The following is a 17,134-nucleotide window of genomic DNA, read 5'->3' as shown; positions in this document are numbered from 1 at the left end:
GTTCTGGCGTGATTTTAGCCATAGCTGATTGAGTGTGTTTTGTTAAGGGTATGTGTGAGGATTCTTGTCTTGACTACTGCGTTGGGCACTGGCGGTGCTGAAATGGCGCTGTTTCGTGTACTCAATGCGCTTCGCCCCAAGGGAGTTCAGCCACTGGTCGTGTCTATCATGGCGCTACAGGGTGAGCATTTTCCTGAGATGGGGATCGAAATTCGCTCACTGGATATGCCTCGGGCGCGGCTCAATTGGCAAGCAGTATCTCGGCTTCGTGCCATTGTGAAAGAGTTTCAGCCAGATATAGTGCAAGGCTGGATGTATCATAGCAATGTTTTAGCGCACTTAGCTCGTTACTTTGCTGCTTCGCAACGGCATATTCCTTTGGCAATTGCCATTCGTAGTTCGATGACTATTTTTGCCCAGGAAAAGCGTTTAACCCGGCTGGTGGTGCACCTAGATGCCTGGCTGTCACGCTGGGCCGATCGAATTTTTTATGTGTCTCGCCTAGGGGCTCAACAGCATACGAATTTTGGCTATTCCAGTCAGCAAGCCATGGTGATTCCAAATGGTTTTGATTGTTCGGTTTTTCACCCGATGCCCGAGGCAAGACTGAGTGTATGTGAGGAGCTTGGCCTTTCCCCCAACTGTCCATTGATTGGCTTGATTGCACGCTGGCAGCCACTGAAAAACCACCGGGGGTTTTTTGCTGCGGCAGCCATGTTGGTTCGTCAATATCCAGATGCAAACTTTCTTTGTATTGGCCGTGGATGTTCGGCAGATAATCCAGAGGTACTGGCGTGTGTGCCAGAAGAAATTCGGCATCAGGTTCACTTGTTGGCTGAACGGGGCGATATTCCACGGCTGACTGCTGCCCTGGATATTGCTGTCAATGCTTCGCATGCCGAGGCATTTCCAAATGTAGTTGGAGAGGCGATGGCGTGTGGTATTCCGATGGTGGTGACCGACGTTGGAGATTCTGCCTGGATTCTGGATGGTTGCGGGCGTGTGGTTATGCCGAGGGACGATTTTGCGCTGAGTGATGCGATGGCTGCCTTACTGGCCTTGCCGCAGCATGAACGGAAGCAACTGGGGCATCAAGCATGCAATCGTATTGTTGAGCATTTTTCCTTGGCTGCTGTAGCTGATCACTATTTTCAGGAGTGGTCGTCTTTGCTCAGACGCCCAGATTAAATAATTTTTTGTTGGGGTGGTGCGTGATATAGCCGTGTATGACGCACGTTGCCTGACGGGGTGGGCTATCCCATTATGATCGTGTGTATTGCAGTGAATGCTGCGTGGAATGTAGTTAATTTTCGCTTAGGGCTGATCCAAGCATTGCTGGCTCAGGGGCATCAGGTACATGTGCTGGCACCTGCTGGCCCTGAGTTTAGTATTCTTGAACAGCTCGGTTGTATGGTGTATCCTCTGAATATTGATTGTAAAGGCTCAAATCCAATTAATGACATCAGGCTAATGTTGCAGTTGCATGCCTATTACACTCGAGTGTGCCCTGATGTGGTTTTGCACTACACCATCAAGCCTGTGATTTATGGGTCGCTGGCAGCGCATCACCTGGGGATCCCTGTTCTGAATACAGTTACGGGTCTGGGAACTGCATTTTTGTCTTCTGGCTGGTTACAGTCGGTGGTAAAAAAACTTTATCGGCTTGCATTGAAACCAACTTCCTCGGTAATTTTCCAGAATCCAGATGATAAACAACTGTTTTTAGATAATAATCTAGTGAGTGAAACTCAAGCTCTTTTGGTGCCGGGTTCTGGGATTGATATTGAACGCTTTTCCCCTGTCCCACTGCCTGATCAGCAAGGGGATCGTCCTGTGTTTTTGCTGTTGGGACGAATGCTACGTGATAAAGGTATCGCCGAGTTTGTTGAAGCCGCTCAGTGGCTCAAGACACAGGGTTTGCAAGCCAGATTTGTTTTGCTAGGTTTTTTGGGGGTAGAAAACCTATCTGCGGTGACGCGTGAACAGATGGAGGCTTGGGTGGCCACTGGCATAGTTGAATACTGGGGCGAAACCAGCGACGTGCGTCCCATGATTGCACGGGCCGATTGTGTGGTGCTGCCCTCCTATAGAGAAGGCATGCCGCGCACCTTGCTGGAAGCTTCGGCCATGGGACGTCCACTGGTGGCTACCGATGTGCCGGGGTGTCGTGAGGTGGTGCAGGACGGTGTCAATGGTGCTTTGTGCCGAGTTAAGGACGGTCCCTCGCTGGCCCAGGCCATGTTGCGCATCGCTCAGCTTAGCCCTGCACAGCGCTTGGCGTTAGGGCTGGCTGGTCGGGAGCGAGTCGAGCGCCTTTTTGCTGAGCGTTATGTTATTAATTGTTATCTCAAAGCAATATCGGGTATGTTAAAATAGTAGCCAGCTTTACCTGATTAGAAAGCTCAATCAGGCTAGGTGTGCTGTTGTGATGGCACATTTTTCCATTTTCAAGATTGTCTGGCCGGCGTGTGATCTCTCAAGCATGATTGTTTTTCTGACTGCCTTTTTCGCCTCGGCCCTTGCTGTCTGGCTGATCATTCGTTCCGAGCATTTGCATCGGCATCTGACTGCAGACTCTGATCTGGGGGGCGTGCAAAAATTTCACGTCGTGGCTGTGCCTCGCGTGGGTGGGCTAGGTATTCTGATTGGCATGCTGGCCTCAGCCTGCTGGCTGTCCTTGCTACTGGCGGAACCTCCCTATCAAACCTGGCTTTTGCTGATGGTGGCCAGCCCGGCGTTTTTTGGTGGTATCACCGAAGACATGACCAAGAAAGTCGGTGTCCTGCCACGCCTGCTGCTAACCATGCTGTCGGCGGTCACTGGCTACTGGTTTCTTGGTGCCGCGCTTACCCGTCTGGATATTCCGTTGATTGACAGCATGTTATCGGAATTGTGGCCTGTGTCACTGATGCTGACTGCCGTAGCGGTGGGCGGGGTGGCCAATGCCATCAACTTGATCGACGGTTACAACGGCCTGGCAGCCATGGTGTCGGCTGGCGTGGCGTTGTGCCTGGCCTTTGTCGGTTTTTTGCTGGGCGATAATTTTATTGTGGTGTCCGGTTTGTCGCTGGCCGGGGCGCTGTGTGGGTTTTTGCTGTGGAATTTTCCGTTTGGACGGATTTTTCTGGGGGATGGTGGCGCGTATCTGGTGGGGTTCTTGCTGGCTGAATTATCTGTGCTGCTGGTGGCGCGTCATCCTCATGTATCTGCATGGTTCCCCATGTTGTTATTGTTTTATCCAGTATTTGAAACCTTGTTCACGATTGTGCGTCGGGTCAGTTCGCATGCCGGCTCTCCTGGGCACCCCGATGCATGCCATATGCATCAAATGCTGTACAAAAGAGTCGTCCGGTGGCATGTTGGCAGCAAAGATCCCTTTCACCGCACCATGCGCAATGCGCTGACCTCTCCCTATCTCTGGGTGCTGTGGGCCTTGTCAGCCGTGCCTGCGCTGCTGTTCTGGCGCTACCCGGTGATGCTTTTGCTCAGTTGTGTCGGTTTTGCTGTGGTATATGTCTGGCTGTATCGGCGTCTGGTGCGCTGGCGCACGCCAAAATGGCTGATTGTGTATCGGCGACGTAGCTGATAACCATGCCGATGTCACACCAGAAAATGCGCATACAACAAAACGCCTTCGATGATGTTTCATCGAAGGCGTTTTGTTTGGGGTTGTTAAGCGCTTAGATCCGCTTGGCCAGCTCGGCAGCCTTGCCCAGATACGTGGCCGGCGACAGTGCCAGCAGACGGGTTTTTTCGTCTTCCGGAATCGCCAGGTTCTGGATAAAGGCCGCCAGGGTGGCCTGGGTGATGCCGCCCTTGCCACGGGTCAGGTCTTTCAGCTGCTCGTACGGCTTCTCAATGCCGTAGCGGCGCATCACCGTCTGGATCGGTTCGGCCAGCAGTTCCCAGGTGGTGTCCAGATCTGCCGCCAGCGCCGCCGGGTTGGCTTCCAGCTTGTTCAGGCCGCGCAGCAGTGCGGTAAAGCCCAGCTGGGTGTAGCCAAACGCCACGCCCATATTGCGCAGCACGGTGGAGTCGGTCAGGTCGCGCTGCCAGCGGCTGAGCGGCAGCTTTTCCGCCAGATGGCCCAGCAGCGCGTTGGCGATGCCCAGATTGCCTTCCGAGTTTTCAAAGTCGATCGGGTTGACCTTGTGCGGCATGGTCGAGCTGCCGACTTCGCCTTCCTTGACCCGTTGCTTGAAGTACCCCAGCGAGATATAGCCCCATACATCGCGGTCGAGGTCGATCAGGATGGTGTTGACCCGGCTCATCGCCTGGAACAGCTCGGCCATATAGTCGTGCGGCTCGATCTGGATGGTGTACGGGTTCCAGCTCAGGCCCAGGCCTTCAACAAAGCGGGTGGCCAGGCCTTCCCAGCCCACGTTCGGGTAGGCGCTCAGGTGGGCGTTGAAGTTGCCCACCGCGCCGTTAATCTTGCCCAGCAGCGCTTGCGCGGCAATTTGTTCGCGCTGGCGCTTCAGCCGGTACACCACATTGGCCATTTCCTTGCCCAGCGTGGTCGGGGTGGCCGGCTGGCCGTGGGTGCGGCTCATCATCGGCAGGTCGGCGTGCAGATGGGCCAGCTCGGTCAGTTTGGCAATCAGCTCATCCAGCTTGGGCAGCAGCACGTCTTCGCGGGCGGCCTTGAGCATCAGTGCGTGCGACAGGTTGTTGATGTCTTCCGAGGTGCAGGCAAAGTGGATGAACTCGCTGGCAGCCATCACTTCCGGGTTGCCGGACAGGGTTTCCTTCAGCCAGTACTCAATGGCCTTCACATCGTGGTTGGTGCGGGCTTCAATGGCCTTGATCGCCTCGGCGTGCTCGACGCTGAAGCCGGCAATCACCGCGTCGATTTCTGCAATCGTGGCCGGTGAGAACGGTGCCACTTCGGCAATGCCTGGCTCGGCGGCCAGCATTTTCAGCCATTCCAGCTCCACCTGGATGCGGGCCTTCATCAGGCCATATTCGGAAAACACCGGGCGCAGGGCTTCGGCCTGGGCGGCGTAACGGCCATCCAGCGGCGACAGGGCAGTGAGCACATGCAAAGTCATGGGCAATATCCTAAATAAGTGGGCGAGGGCCACAAGGCGGCTCGCCGGGGTGAATCAAACATCGGTTTTCATCCCTGTCTGGCTGCGCCGACAGGGCTGGGCATAAAACCCAAGCGGTCTTGGCAAGGCGGCACAACACCGCCCGGCACGTTTTGTGCGCGCTGCTTAGCGGGCGGCGTCGGTCAGCCGGCGGGCAATGCCGCTGGCCAACTGGTCGGCTGCTGCCGGGTGAAAGCGGAAAAACAGCTCCGGCTCGACCATTTCCAGCTCCATGATTGCCAGCTGCTGCTGGTTATCGCGGATCACATCCACCCTGGCATACATCACATCAAACGGCACGGCAGCCACCGCTGCTTCGGCAAAGGCCATTTCCTCGGCGCTGGCCTGATGCGGATGCACACTGCCACCGTGGTCGTCCTGCACGCGAAAATCATTGGCCTTGGGGGTTTTGCGGATGGCGTGGCTGACTTTGCCATCAATCACCATCAGCGACACTTCGCCGTGATGGAGCACGCTGTGCTGAAACGGCTGCAGCAGCATGGCTTCTTCGCGCACGAGCTGGGCAAACACCTCGGCGTGTTGCTGGGCATTGGCGGCGGCAAAACGGTAGGTGTGCCGGGCCGCACCCGATACAGCGGGCTTGAGAATCAGCTCGTCCCAGCCAGTGGCAGCGACAACTTCGGCCAGGCTGCGCGGGTCGCCGGTTTCGACAAAGCAGGTGGGCACCACGTTCACCTGGCTGGCGGCCAGGTCGGCCAGATAATGCTTGTCGATATTCCAGCGGATCAGCGCGGCTTCATTCAGCAAGCGGCACTGCTGGCTGACCCGGTCCAGCCATGGTGAAAACTCGGCAAAGCGGTCGAAGTAATCCCAGGTGGTGCGAAACAGCAGCGCACGGCAATCCGACCAGTCTACCGACGGGTCGGCCCAGTCGCGGCGGATGGCGTTCAGCCCCTGACGGCGCAGGGCGTCCAGCACCAGATTGTCTTCCTGATGGATCTGGCTGATATACCAGTCGGCATCGTTGCTGGCCAGATAGCGGCCATCGGTCAATACAGCAATATCGTACATGACGCTTCTTCAACTAAAACAATTCGCCAGCCTGGCCTGTGGCCTGGCTGGCGCTGATTATCCGGGCAGGTCATCCGCCTGGGGTTCATTCCGGTCGGAAAGCCTGCCACATGTGGGGCACCTTGCCCGGCAGGGGGCGTGCCGCAGTGGGTTTCGGCACCGGCTGGTTTACATCCCGCCCGGCATCATGCCCTTCATGCCGCGCATCAGCTTGGACAAGCCTCCCTTGGAAAACTGCTTCATCATCTTCTGGGTTTGCTCAAACTGGGCGAGCAGGCGGTTGACTTCCTGCACGGTGACGCCAGAGCCGGCGGCAATCCGGCGTTTGCGGTTGGCCTTGATCAATTCAGGCTTGCGCCGCTCGGCGGGGGTCATCGAATTGATGATGCCCTCGATGCGCGCCACCGATTTGTCGGCCTGCATGCCTTCAATGCCCTTGGCCAGCTGGCCGATTTGCCCCGGCATTTTTTCCATCAGGCTGGCCATGCCGCCCATTTTTTTCATCTGCTGGATTTGCGCCTTGAAGTCTTCCAGATCGAAGCCCTTGCCGGACTTCATCTTCTTCATCATTTTTTGTGCTTCGTCCTGATCGATGCCCTTTTGCACATCTTCAATCAGCGACAGCACATCGCCCATGCCCAGAATCCGGCTGGCCATCCGTTCCGGGTGGAACGGCTCCAGGCCGGTGAGCTTTTCGCCCACACCGACAAACTTGATGGGCTTGCCGGTGACATGGCGCACCGACAGCGCCGCGCCACCGCGCGAGTCGCCGTCCAGCTTGGTCAGGATCACCCCGGTCAGCGGCAGCGCCTCGTTGAAAGCCTGCGCGGTGTTGACGGCATCCTGCCCCTGCATGGCATCCACCACAAACAGGGTTTCCACCGGATTCAGCGCCGCGTGCAGGGCTTTGATTTCTTCCATCATCGCCGTGTCGATGGCCAGGCGACCGGCGGTATCGACAATCAGCACATCATGAAAGTGGCGCTTGGCGTGATCCAGCGCGGCGCGGGCAATGTCCACCGGTTTCTGGCTGGCATCGGACGGAAACCATTCCACGTCCAGCTGTTGCGCCAAGAGCTTGAGCTGTTCGATGGCCGCCGGGCGATACACGTCGGCGGACACCAGCAGGACTTTTTTCTTGTTCTGCTCTTTCAGCAGCTTGGCCAGCTTGCCCGAGGTGGTGGTTTTACCCGCCCCCTGCAAACCGGCCATCAGTACGATGGCTGGCGGCACGGCAGCCAGATTGAGCGCGTCGTTTTTCTCGCCCATCAGCCGGGTGAGTTCTTCGTTCACCACCCCGACCACCGCCTGGCCTGGGGTGAGGCTGCCCATCACCTCATGGCCCATCGCCCGTTCGCGCACATCGTTGATGAAACTTTTCACCACCGGCAGCGCCACGTCGGCTTCCAGCAGTGCCATGCGCACTTCGCGCATGGCATCCTTGATATTGTCCTCGGTCAGCCGGGCATGGCCGCGCAGGTTCTTGATCACGCCGGAAAGGCGTGTGGTGAGATTATCCAGCATAGGTGTTCAGGCTCCGCCTAGCAAAATCGGGGTTCAGGGTGGCCGATGCGCCCATCCGTGCCAATGTCGAAACGGTTTGGTGTATGCTTCGACGAAAGCATGATTTTACAACAGCCGGGGGCTTTGCGCCCGCCGCGCTTGACTGAACCACTCCTGATGACACTTCCGTTTGCCTCTCTGACCGCCTGGCTGGCCCTGGCGGCATACGCCGGGTTGTCCTGGCACTTTCTGGCCCACGCTCATGGCTGGCGCATTCCCTGGCGGCGGGCGCTGCCCACCGAGCATCTGCTGGTGGCCGCCACGCTGGTGCTGCACCTGCTGGCGCTGTTGCCGGCCAATGCCCACGGCCTGGCGCTGGGCCTGGGCCAGAGCCTGTCCACGGTGATGTGGCTGACCGTGCTGATTTACTGGACCGCCAGCTTTTTTTACAAGCTGGATGGCCTGCAAACCTGCCTGATGCCCATGGCCGTGCTGGGCGTGGTGCTGGCGCTGGCCTTGCCGCCGTCCCATCTGGCCTACGATCTGCACCAGCCGGCGGTGTTGCTGCATATTCTGGTCTCGCTGCTGGCTTACAGCCTGCTGCTGATTGCGGCGATTCTGGCGGTGATGATGCTGGTGCTTGATCGCGCGTTGCACGCCAAGCGTTTTTCGCCGGTGATTCGCCAGATGCCGCCGCTGCTGGCGCTGGAAAAACTGCTGTTTCAGGTGCTGTGGGGTGGTTTTGCCCTGCTCACCCTGACGGTGTTTTCCGGGGTGTTGTTTTCTGAGCAGCTGTTTGGCCGCCCGGTGGCGCTGTCGCATAAAACCGTATTTGCTTTGATGTCCTGGCTGATTTTTGCCGCGCTGATGTGGGGCCGCCTGCGCCACGGCTGGCGTGGCCGGCTGGCGGTGCGCTGGACGCTGGCCGGTTTTGGCCTGCTGCTGCTGGCCTATGTGGGCAGCAAGTTTGTGCTGGAAGTGCTGCTGCAACGGCCTGGCTAAGCTGGTGAGAATGCCGCAATCGGCAGTGCGTGAATGCCCAACGCATGGCCTGCACGCCATCTGCGTGGAAATAGGGATTGCTGTGCCAGAACGCCCATGCTAGCGTCTTGATCTGGCTTGTGCCAAAACCCATTGTGATAATCACTTATAACCAAGGAGAACGCCTGATGAAAAAACTGCTTGTGATGCTCGCCAGCGTATTTGCTTTCAGCACTGCCTTTGCCGCCGTGGACCTGAACACCGCCACCCAGCAAGACTTGGAAACCGTCAAGGGCATCGGCCCGGCCAAGTCCAAGGCGATTCTGGAATACCGCAGCAAGAATGGCCCGTTCAAGAGCGTGGACGATCTGGCCAAGGTGCCGGGCTTTGGTGAAAAATCGGTGGCTGGCATGAAGGCTGAACTCGCCGTGGGCGCTGCCAAGCCTGCTGCGGCAGCAGCCAAACCGGCGGCTCCGGCTGCCCCAGCAGCCAAACCGGCTGCAGCGCCTGCTGCCCCGGCCAAACCCGCCGAGCCGGTCAAAAAGCCGTAAGCCACGCGCCGTGGCCCACGTACAACGCCCGCGCCCTGCGGGCGTTGTGCTATTCAGGGAAATACGGCAACACGGTCACCCCGGCAAAGCCGGGAATCCTGCGATGCCAACCAAGGGAGCGCGCCATGCCTGATGCTGTTTCTTTCTCTTCTGCCCAGGAGGGCAACCTGGCTAAGCCGACGGGACCTCTACACGGTATGCGAGTGGTGGAGTTTGCTGCCCTGGGGCCGGCCCCGATGGCCGCCATGCTGCTGGCCGATATGGGCGCGGAAGTGGTGCGCATCGCGCGCAAGGCACCGGCAGGCCGCCCGGTGGCCGAGTTGTTCGATCCCGCCCTGGACATCCTCAACCGTTCGCGCCACACCGTGACGCTGGATTTGAAACGCCCGGAAGACATCGACGCCGCGCTGGCGGTGATTGCCCAGGCCGATGTGCTGATTGAAGGCTTTCGCCCCGGCGTGATGGAGCGCCTCGGGCTGGGGCCGCAGGTGTGTCTGGCGCGTCAGCCGGCGCTGGTGTACGGGCGGATGACGGGCTGGGGCCAGCACGGTGCCCTGGCGCATGCGGTGGGGCATGACATCAATTATCTGGCGCTGTCTGGCGCGCTGCATGCCATTGGCGGCGCTGGTCAGCCCATGCCACCGCTGAATCTGGTGGCCGACTGTGGCGGCGGGGCCATGCTGCTGGCGCTGGGCGTGCTGGCCGCCCGGCTGCACGCCAGCCAGACCGGCTGTGGTCAGGTGGTGGATGCGGCCATGACCGACGGCTCGGCGCTGCTGATGAGCATGATCTACACGCTGAATGCCATGGGCCAGTGGCACCAGCAGCGCGAAGTCAATCTGCTGGATGGCGGCGCGCATTTTTACGGCACCTATTGCTGTGCCGACGGCAAATGGCTGGCAGTGGGGGCGATTGAGCCGCAGTTCTATGCTGCGCTGCTGGCCACGCTGGGCATCGACGATCCGGCGTTTCAGGCGCAGTGGGATCGCGCCCACTGGCCGGCCTTGCGCGCCAAGCTGGCGCGGATTTTTCTGGAAAAACCGCGCGATGCCTGGTGTGCCTTGCTGGAAGGCAGCGACGCCTGTGTATCGCCCGTGCTGGACATGGACGAAGCGCCACACCACGCACATAACCAGTCGCGACAGACCTTTATCCAGCTGGGCGGTGTCACCCAGCCGGCACCGGCACCGCGCTTTAGCCACACCCCGCCGGCCACCCCGCGCCCGCCCGGCGTGGGTGAGGATTGCGCGGGGGTACTGGCGCGCTGGGGCGTGGGGGCTGATTGGCTGGCGCGGCTGTGCCCGTCACCATAGTGCTCAATCGCGGCCAAACAGCGCCAGCGCGCGGGCGCGCTGGGTCGCATGGTCCACCACAGGCCGGGGGTAATCGCGCCCCAGCTTGAAACCATCCGGCAGGGTTTTCGCCTGCCACGGCGCGTGGATGGCCTTGTTGTCCAGCGCCGCCAGCTCAGGCACGTAGCGGCGGATGAACTTGCCTTCGGCGTCGAATTTTTCTGACTGGGTAACCGGGTTGAAAATGCGGAAATACGGCTGCGCATCGCAACCGGTGGATGCCGCCCACTGCCAGCCGCCGTTATTGGCTGCCAGATCAAAATCCAGCAACTGGCGGGCAAAGTAGTGCTCGCCCCAGCGCCAGTCGATCAGCAAGTCTTTCACCAGAAAGCTGGCGACAATCATGCGCAGCCGGTTATGCATATAGCCGCTGTGGTTCAGCTGGCGCATGGCGGCATCGACAATCGGGTAGCCGGTGCGCCCTTCGCACCAGGCGGCAAACAGCTCGGGATCGTTATCAAACGCCAGCGTGTCGTACTCCGGCTTGAACGCGTGCTCGACCACCTGAGGGTGATGCCAGAGAATCTGCTGGTAAAACTCGCGCCAGATCAGTTCGTTCAGCCAGGTGTCGGCCCCTGGGGTGTTGTGCGCGTGGGCCAGTTGCACCAGTTGGCGGATGGAGCAGGTGCCAAAGCGCAGGTGGACCGACAGATAAGACGGCCCCTTGATGGCTGGAAAGTCCCGCGTGGTGTGGTAGTGGCACAGCCGGCGCTGAAAATCGGCCAGCAAGGTGGCCGCGCCGGACATGCCGCAGGGCAGGGGCAGCGCAAGTGTCTCGGCCTCGGCAAAGCCCAGCGCGGCCAGGCTGGGCAGGGGGTGTGCCGGCAGGGCCAGCAGCGACGCCTGATAGCGCGCCACCGGGTAGCTTTGCTGGTAAAAGCTGTTCAACTGCTTGAGCCAGGCGTTTTTATACGGGGTGAACACCGAAAACGGCTTGCCAGCCTGGGTGAGCACTTCGTTCCGCTCAAAAATCACCTGATCCTTGAACGTCAGCAGGGTCACCCCCTGCGCCTGCAGGCGGCTGGCCACGTCGGCATCACGGGCCATTGCGGCGGGCTCGTAGTCGTGGTTGGCAAACACCGCCTCGGCCCCCCACTCGGCGGCCAGCGCCGGCAGCGCGTCCACCGCGCGGGCATGCTGCACCCGCAAATCCCCCCCCATCTGGCGCAAGGCGGTTTGCAGCTCCAGCAGCGAGTGCCAGATAAAGCTGACCCGGCGATCGTTGGCAGGCAGGGCGTCGAGGATATCGCGGTCAAAGACAAATACCGGAATCACCTCGGCGCTGTGCTTGAGTGCGTGGTAAAGCGCGGCATGGTCCTGGGTGCGCAGGTCTCGGCGAAACCAGCACAGGGCACGGCGAAAGCGGGGCATGGGGCAACTCGTTCAGCGGGCTAAACTTGTAGTGTACAAAATCGCGCTACCCACTGCATGGCATTGCTGCGCAGCGGCCATTGCCGCCGGGCTGGCCGCACTCAGTGTGCCCACGCTGACCCGCTCCTCCCTGGCCGAAATGGGCGACTGGATCGACTGGCTTAACTTGCTGATGATCGCCGGTGCCATCGGCTTATTGTTCGGCCTGCTGATCTGGCCGTTTGCTGCCATGCCTCAGGCGGGAGCCTGCCCGCTGCAAGGTTGTTGCACTACCCGCAACTGAATCACGTGGCTGGGTCATTCTGGGCGATAATCCCGGCATGACTGCCTGGCTTGAAACCCTGGCGGGGATTGTCGGCCCCCGCCACTTGATGACCGACCCCGACCAACTGGCCCCACATTGCCTGGACTGGCGGCAGCGCTACCAGGGCCGCGCGGTAGCACTGGCACGGCCCGGCTGCACTGCCGAAGTGGCGGCGCTGGTGCGTGCCTGCGTGGCCGCTGGCGTGCCGATGGTGCCGCAAGGCGGCAACACCTCGCACTGCGGTGCCGCCACCCCGGACGACAGCGGCCACGCGCTGATTATTCAGCTTAACCGCATGCACGCGTTGCGCGCGGTGGACGCTGACAACAACACCCTGACCGCTGAAGCCGGCTGCACGCTGGCGCAGGTGCAGGACGCCACCGCTGGCGTGGGCCGGCTATTTCCGCTGTCGCTGGCCTCGGAAGGCAGTTGCCAGATTGGTGGCAATCTGGCCACCAATGCCGGCGGCGTGGCGGTGCTGCGTTATGGGCCGATGCGCGAGCTGACCCTGGGCCTGGAGGCGGTGCTGCCCGACGGCAGTGTGCTGGAGAGCTTGTCTGGCCTGCGCAAGAACAACACCGGCTACGACCTCAAGCAACTGCTGATTGGTGCCGAAGGCACGCTGGGCATCATCACCGCCGCCACCCTCAAGCTGTTCCCCGCCCCCGAAGCCACCGCCACCGCATTGGTGGAAGTCGCCAGCCCAGCCGACGCGCTGGCGCTGCTGCACGCGCTGCAAGCGCGCTTTGGCGACCGGCTGACCGCCTTTGAGCTGATGTCTGGGCTGTGCCTGCAACTTCTGGCCCGTCACCTGCCCGACGCCCGCCCGCCATTCACCCCGCCGTGGTGCGTGCTGCTGGAGCTGAACGACGGCGGCGACGAAGCGGTGCTGAACCAGGCGCTGGCCGAGACGCTGTGTACGCTACGCCCGCAGGCCGACGCCGTGCTGGCCCGCCACGCCCGCGAGCGCGCCCAGCTGTGGGCCTTGCGCGAGCAGATTTCCGAAGCGCAAAAACGCGACGGCCCCAGCATCAAGCACGACATCGCCGTGCCGCTGTCGCAACTGGCCCGCTTTATCGAGCGCGCCGACGCCGCCCTGCAACAGGCCTTCCCCGGTTGCCGGGTGGTGTGCTTTGGCCATGTGGGCGACGGCAATCTGCATTACAACGTGTCGTTCACCCGGCCAGGCAATGTCGATCTGTTCGACGACGAGCCCGCCGTCAACACCCTGGTGTACGACCTGGTGTACGCCCACGGCGGCACGCTGTCGGCTGAGCATGGCATTGGCCAGCTCAAGCGCGACTGGCTGCGCCGCTACCTGCCACCGGCCAACCTGGCCGCCATGCGCGCGGTCAAACAGGCGCTGGACCCACTGGGGCTGATGAATCCGGGGAAGGTGTTGTGAAGGGGGAGATGATTTAACGCAAGATCTGTGTGGCGTTGTGCATCCTAGTAGCCAGTCACGTTGAAACGCGAGGATAAAGACGAGCAAGCTTACGCCGGGCATCCTGAGTGGAGAACTTCCACTTGACGGGGATGGCGTTGGCGTTGCGTTCACGCACATTGGCCTCAACCTCGCGTCGCAGCATTTCTTCATCGGCGATACGTTGCGACAAACACATGTTAGACAGCACCGCCAGCTCAAGCTCAGCGATGTTGAGCCAACTGCCATGCTTGGGGGTGTAGTGAAACTCCAGCTTCCTGGCAATGGCGCGGGCTTCTTCTGGCTGAAACGCTTCGTAGAGAGAGGCTGTTTTGTGGGTGTTCAGGTTGTCCAGAACAACCCGAATCACTTCGGCGTCCGGGTAGCATTCGACGATGTGCCGCATGGCGTGAGCAAAGTCGATCTTCGTGCGGCGCTGCATGATCAGCACCTCCCGCCAGCCCCGCTTCGGTTCGCAGATCATCATCAGATTGCGCACGCCGTTGCGCTTGTATTCAGTATCCTGACGAGCGGGCGCGCTGGGTTGTGGCGGTATGGGTTCACGCACCTCACCAATCAGTTGCTTCGGGCTTTCGTCGAAGCAGATGACCGGGCGTGCCGGATCATAGGGTTCTGCGTACAAATCAAGCAGATCTTCCATCGGCGCAACAAATTCGGCGCCGACCTCAGGAATACACCACTCCTGCACCTGCCACGGTTTTAAGGTGTTTTTTTAAAAGCCGACGCACCGTTTCGTGACTGAACGAATCGGCGTATCCCAGTTGTACGACCTTGTCGGCCAACAGACGCAAGGTCCAGTGGTCATGTCCGGCGGGAGGTGGGGTACAGGCGGTGGCAATCACATGGGCGCATTGCTTATCCGTCAATTTCGGCGCTTTTCCAGGACGCGGTCTATCGCTCAACGCGGCTTCGACGCCTTCTTCGACACATCGTTGCCGGGTGTGGTGGATCATGGTGGCGGACACGGCCAGGGCTTCCATGATCGCCGTATCCTTACAGCCCGCTGCCGCCTTCAGCAGTATCCTGGCCCGCGTTTGCTTGCGCGCTGCGCACTTGCCCTTGCGCAGTATGGCTTCCAGCATTTCGACTTCGTCATCTGTCAGCGTGACACGATACTTGATGGCGGGCATGGTGGTTTCCTCAGCGGGGTTGTGCCGTCCTGTATGCAGCAGCTGTGCCTATTATCTGTTCAGATCATGGTGACTGGCTACTAGGTAGTTTCCGCAAGAGGCGCAAAGATTGCTTCTGTCTTTTCCCGCGAGATGGACGGGCGGCATGGCAGCCGCTGCCCGTTCAGACGTCGACATAGGGTAGCAGCGGAAAGATACGGCCAGATTTTCCCATATAAAGGAAAGACAGTAACGGACAGAAACGGGGGTTTTCGTCCGCGAAGAGAGTCTGGCCATTTTGCCCGCTGGCGTGCCCGTGCCGCCATGCTGACTGGCCCGACAGGCTGTCGAACCGTGGACCACTAGGGCCAGGCCTGCGGTCCGGATCAGCCTCTTTACTGTATGCGCAATGAGGCGGGACTCATGAAAACGCTTAAAATCAAGACCCTGTTCTGGGGCATGGTGGGCATTTCCACCATCATGGTCGGCTTGATGGCATGGGCCATCACCCGGCTGTCTACCGCCAGCGAGCAGGTGGCCACGGCAGAACGTCAACGCTACCAGTCCTATTTGCTGGCCGACATGCTGCGGCAAAGCTCAGATGACCTCACCCGGCTGGCCCGGACCTATGTGGTCACCGGCGAAGCCAGCTACGAGCAGCAATACTGGGACATCCTGGCCATCCGCAATGGCGAAAAGCCAATGCCGGAAGCCTACCACCGGATTTACTGGGACTTTGTTGCCGCCGGCCAGGCCAAGCCACGTCCGGATGGGCAAAAAGCCGCGCTGCTCGACCTGATGAAGCAGGCTGGCTTCAGCGAGGCCGAATTTGCCAAGCTGAACGAGGCCAAGGCCAATTCTGACGGGCTGGTGAATACCGAAACCGTGGCAATGAATGCCGTCAAGGGCAAGTTTGCCGATGGCCAGGGCGGTTTCAGCCGCGAAGCACCGCCGGATTTCGAGCTGGCACGCAAGCTGATGCACGACGCCGCCTATCACCGAGAAAAAGCCAAGATCATGAAACCGGTGGATGATTTTTATCTGCTGATGGACCAGCGCACCCAGCAGGCGATTGATCTGGCCCGCGACGGCCAGCGCGACGCGCAGTGGTTGACCGGGGTGATGATGCTGGTCAACCTGCTTGGGCTGATGCTGGCGCTGGGCTATGTCTACCGCCATCTGCTGAGGCTACTCGGTGGCGAGCCGGCACAGGTGGTGGAGATTGTGCGCCAGATTGCCGCAGGCGATCTGTCTGCCGCCAGCGCCAGCCAGGCCCGCGCCGACAGCCTGCTGGGCCATGTTCACGCCATGCAGCAGTCGCTGCGCACCATGGTGTTCATGATTCAGGCCAAGGCCACCGACCTGCAACAGGCCAGCGCCACCTTGTCTGGTGCCACACGCAATATTGGCAAGGTGGCAGAAAGCCAGACCCACTCCACCAGCTCCATGGCCAGCTCAATGGAAAAACTGACCGCCAGTATTGGCCAGATTTCCGTGCGCGCCAGCGACATGAGCGAGCTGTCCAGCGAGTTTGGCCAGCATTCCAGCAATAGCCTGCAGGTGATCGACGCGCTGCATGACGAGATTGGCAAGATCTCCACCATCGCCGACCAATCTTCACAGGCGGTCACCGAGCTGGACGCGATGTCCACGCAAATTGGCTCGGTGGTGAAAATCATCGACGAAATTGCCGACCAGACCAATCTGCTGGCGCTGAATGCCGCGATTGAAGCCGCCCGCGCCGGCGAATCCGGGCGCGGCTTTGCCGTGGTGGCCGACGAAGTGCGCAAGCTGGCCGAACGCACCTCGCGCTCGACGCTGGAAATCCAGCGCATGATTCAGGACATCACCCGCTACACCACCCACGCCACTACGCTGATGCAATCGCAGATTGACCAGGTGCAGGCCGGCATCGAGCTGGCTGAACAGGCACGCCAGGTGGTGGGCGGCATTGCCGAAAAATCGCTGGACACCGTGGAATCGTTTGAGCATATCGCCAGAGCAGTGCGCGAACAGTCACAGGCCAGCGCGCAGATGAACGGCGAAATTGACCATGTGGCCGAACTGAGCCAGGGCGCGCACCAGGCCATTCATCAGGCCAACCAGGCAGCGGAACAGCTGCACCAGCTGGCACAGGATATGCACGGAGCGGTATTGCAGTTCCGGACATAAACAGCCGTTCGAACGGACTGATTCAGCCATAAAAAGATACCGGGGCCAGCAGATGGTCCCGGTATTGCTTTAACTGTGCGCGCTTGATTAGGTCATTTTACTGATAGCCAAGCAAACCGTGGCTGACGCTCAACGTGATCTCGGGAGAAATTGTCAGCTTCATCAGTATTTTGTTGGAATCCACACAATCGTCAGGTGATGCAGATGGGCCTCCCTGACGAACCA

The 17,134-nt window shown here is 60.0% G+C and carries 14 protein-coding genes; 9 read left to right on the top strand and 5 right to left on the bottom strand.

Annotated elements, in window-relative coordinates; translation table 11 throughout:
• Positions 1 to 69: 69 nt before the first annotated feature.
• The 3 genes from BXU06_RS12055 (at position 70) to BXU06_RS12045 (ending at position 3,586) form a co-directional block, all read left to right on the top strand.
• On the top strand, positions 70 to 1,188 hold the full coding sequence (locus BXU06_RS12055; RefSeq protein WP_077299880.1) for a glycosyltransferase: 1,119 nt from the start codon (positions 70 to 72) through the stop codon (positions 1,186 to 1,188).
• 75 nt (positions 1,189 to 1,263) lie between these two features.
• Positions 1,264 to 2,376: a glycosyltransferase family 4 protein gene (locus tag BXU06_RS12050; protein WP_077299877.1), complete on the top strand. Its 1,113-nt coding sequence runs from the start codon at positions 1,264 to 1,266 to the stop codon at positions 2,374 to 2,376.
• Between the two features lie 232 nt (positions 2,377 to 2,608).
• The gene (locus BXU06_RS12045; protein WP_253189457.1) at positions 2,609 to 3,586 is read left to right on the top strand and encodes a glycosyltransferase; all 978 of its coding nucleotides are present in this window, start codon (positions 2,609 to 2,611) and stop codon (positions 3,584 to 3,586) included.
• 94 nt (positions 3,587 to 3,680) lie between these two features.
• On the opposite strand, the gene purB is transcribed toward BXU06_RS12045, so the two are convergent.
• The 3 genes from purB to ffh all read right to left on the bottom strand — a co-directional run bounded on the left by purB (position 3,681) and on the right by ffh (position 7,646).
• Positions 3,681 to 5,051: an adenylosuccinate lyase gene (gene purB / locus BXU06_RS12040; RefSeq protein WP_077299874.1), complete on the bottom strand. Its 1,371-nt coding sequence runs from the start codon at positions 5,049 to 5,051 to the stop codon at positions 3,681 to 3,683.
• 165 nt (positions 5,052 to 5,216) lie between these two features.
• Positions 5,217 to 6,122 carry a RimK family alpha-L-glutamate ligase gene (locus tag BXU06_RS12035; RefSeq protein ID WP_077299871.1) on the bottom strand — a complete coding sequence of 302 codons (906 nt, stop codon included), beginning with the start codon at positions 6,120 to 6,122 and terminating at the stop codon, positions 5,217 to 5,219.
• Positions 6,123 to 6,290: 168 nt separating this feature from the next.
• A complete protein-coding gene (ffh, locus tag BXU06_RS12030) occupies positions 6,291 to 7,646 on the bottom strand; it encodes a signal recognition particle protein (RefSeq protein ID WP_077299868.1) in 1,356 nt (451 codons plus the stop codon).
• 156 nt (positions 7,647 to 7,802) lie between these two features.
• Between ffh and BXU06_RS12025 the strand changes: the two genes are divergently transcribed.
• From BXU06_RS12025 to BXU06_RS12015, 3 genes are all read left to right on the top strand, one after another.
• On the top strand, positions 7,803 to 8,627 hold the full coding sequence (locus tag BXU06_RS12025; protein ID WP_077299865.1) for an inner membrane protein YpjD: 825 nt from the start codon (positions 7,803 to 7,805) through the stop codon (positions 8,625 to 8,627).
• 167 nt (positions 8,628 to 8,794) lie between these two features.
• Complete coding sequence (locus BXU06_RS12020) at positions 8,795 to 9,157, top strand: helix-hairpin-helix domain-containing protein (protein ID WP_077299862.1); 363 nt, start codon at positions 8,795 to 8,797, stop codon at positions 9,155 to 9,157.
• A gap of 125 nt (positions 9,158 to 9,282) precedes the next feature.
• A complete protein-coding gene (locus tag BXU06_RS12015) occupies positions 9,283 to 10,470 on the top strand; it encodes a CaiB/BaiF CoA-transferase family protein (protein WP_077299859.1) in 1,188 nt (395 codons plus the stop codon).
• 3 nt (positions 10,471 to 10,473) lie between these two features.
• Here BXU06_RS12015 and BXU06_RS12010 read toward each other — a convergent pair whose 3' ends face one another.
• Positions 10,474 to 11,880: a deoxyribodipyrimidine photo-lyase gene (locus BXU06_RS12010; protein ID WP_077299856.1), complete on the bottom strand. Its 1,407-nt coding sequence runs from the start codon at positions 11,878 to 11,880 to the stop codon at positions 10,474 to 10,476.
• 31 nt (positions 11,881 to 11,911) lie between these two features.
• Here BXU06_RS12010 and BXU06_RS12005 point away from each other — a divergent pair, with 31 nt between their 5' ends.
• Positions 11,912 to 12,163 carry a hypothetical protein gene (locus BXU06_RS12005; RefSeq protein ID WP_150125193.1) on the top strand — a complete coding sequence of 84 codons (252 nt, stop codon included), beginning with the start codon at positions 11,912 to 11,914 and terminating at the stop codon, positions 12,161 to 12,163.
• A gap of 37 nt (positions 12,164 to 12,200) precedes the next feature.
• A complete protein-coding gene (locus BXU06_RS12000) occupies positions 12,201 to 13,589 on the top strand; it encodes an FAD-binding oxidoreductase (RefSeq protein WP_077299849.1) in 1,389 nt (462 codons plus the stop codon).
• A gap of 55 nt (positions 13,590 to 13,644) precedes the next feature.
• Here the strand turns inward: BXU06_RS12000 and BXU06_RS11995 are convergent.
• Positions 13,645 to 14,758 (bottom strand): IS630 family transposase gene (locus BXU06_RS11995; protein WP_150125192.1). Its coding sequence is split into 2 segments (ribosomal slippage): positions 13,645 to 14,332 and positions 14,331 to 14,758, totalling 1,116 coding nucleotides; the frame shifts between segments, so codons are not numbered across the junction.
• Between the two features lie 402 nt (positions 14,759 to 15,160).
• On the opposite strand from BXU06_RS11995, the gene BXU06_RS17735 reads away from it, so the two are divergent.
• A complete protein-coding gene (locus BXU06_RS17735) occupies positions 15,161 to 16,909 on the top strand; it encodes a methyl-accepting chemotaxis protein (RefSeq protein WP_171982215.1) in 1,749 nt (582 codons plus the stop codon).
• Positions 16,910 to 17,134 lie beyond the last annotated feature (225 nt).

The organism is Aquaspirillum sp. LM1 (assembly GCF_002002905.1).
Lineage (GTDB): Bacteria > Pseudomonadota > Gammaproteobacteria > Burkholderiales > Aquaspirillaceae > Rivihabitans.
The sequence above is the reverse complement of the archived record's forward strand: the minus strand, read 5'-3'. Positions and strand labels throughout refer to the sequence as shown.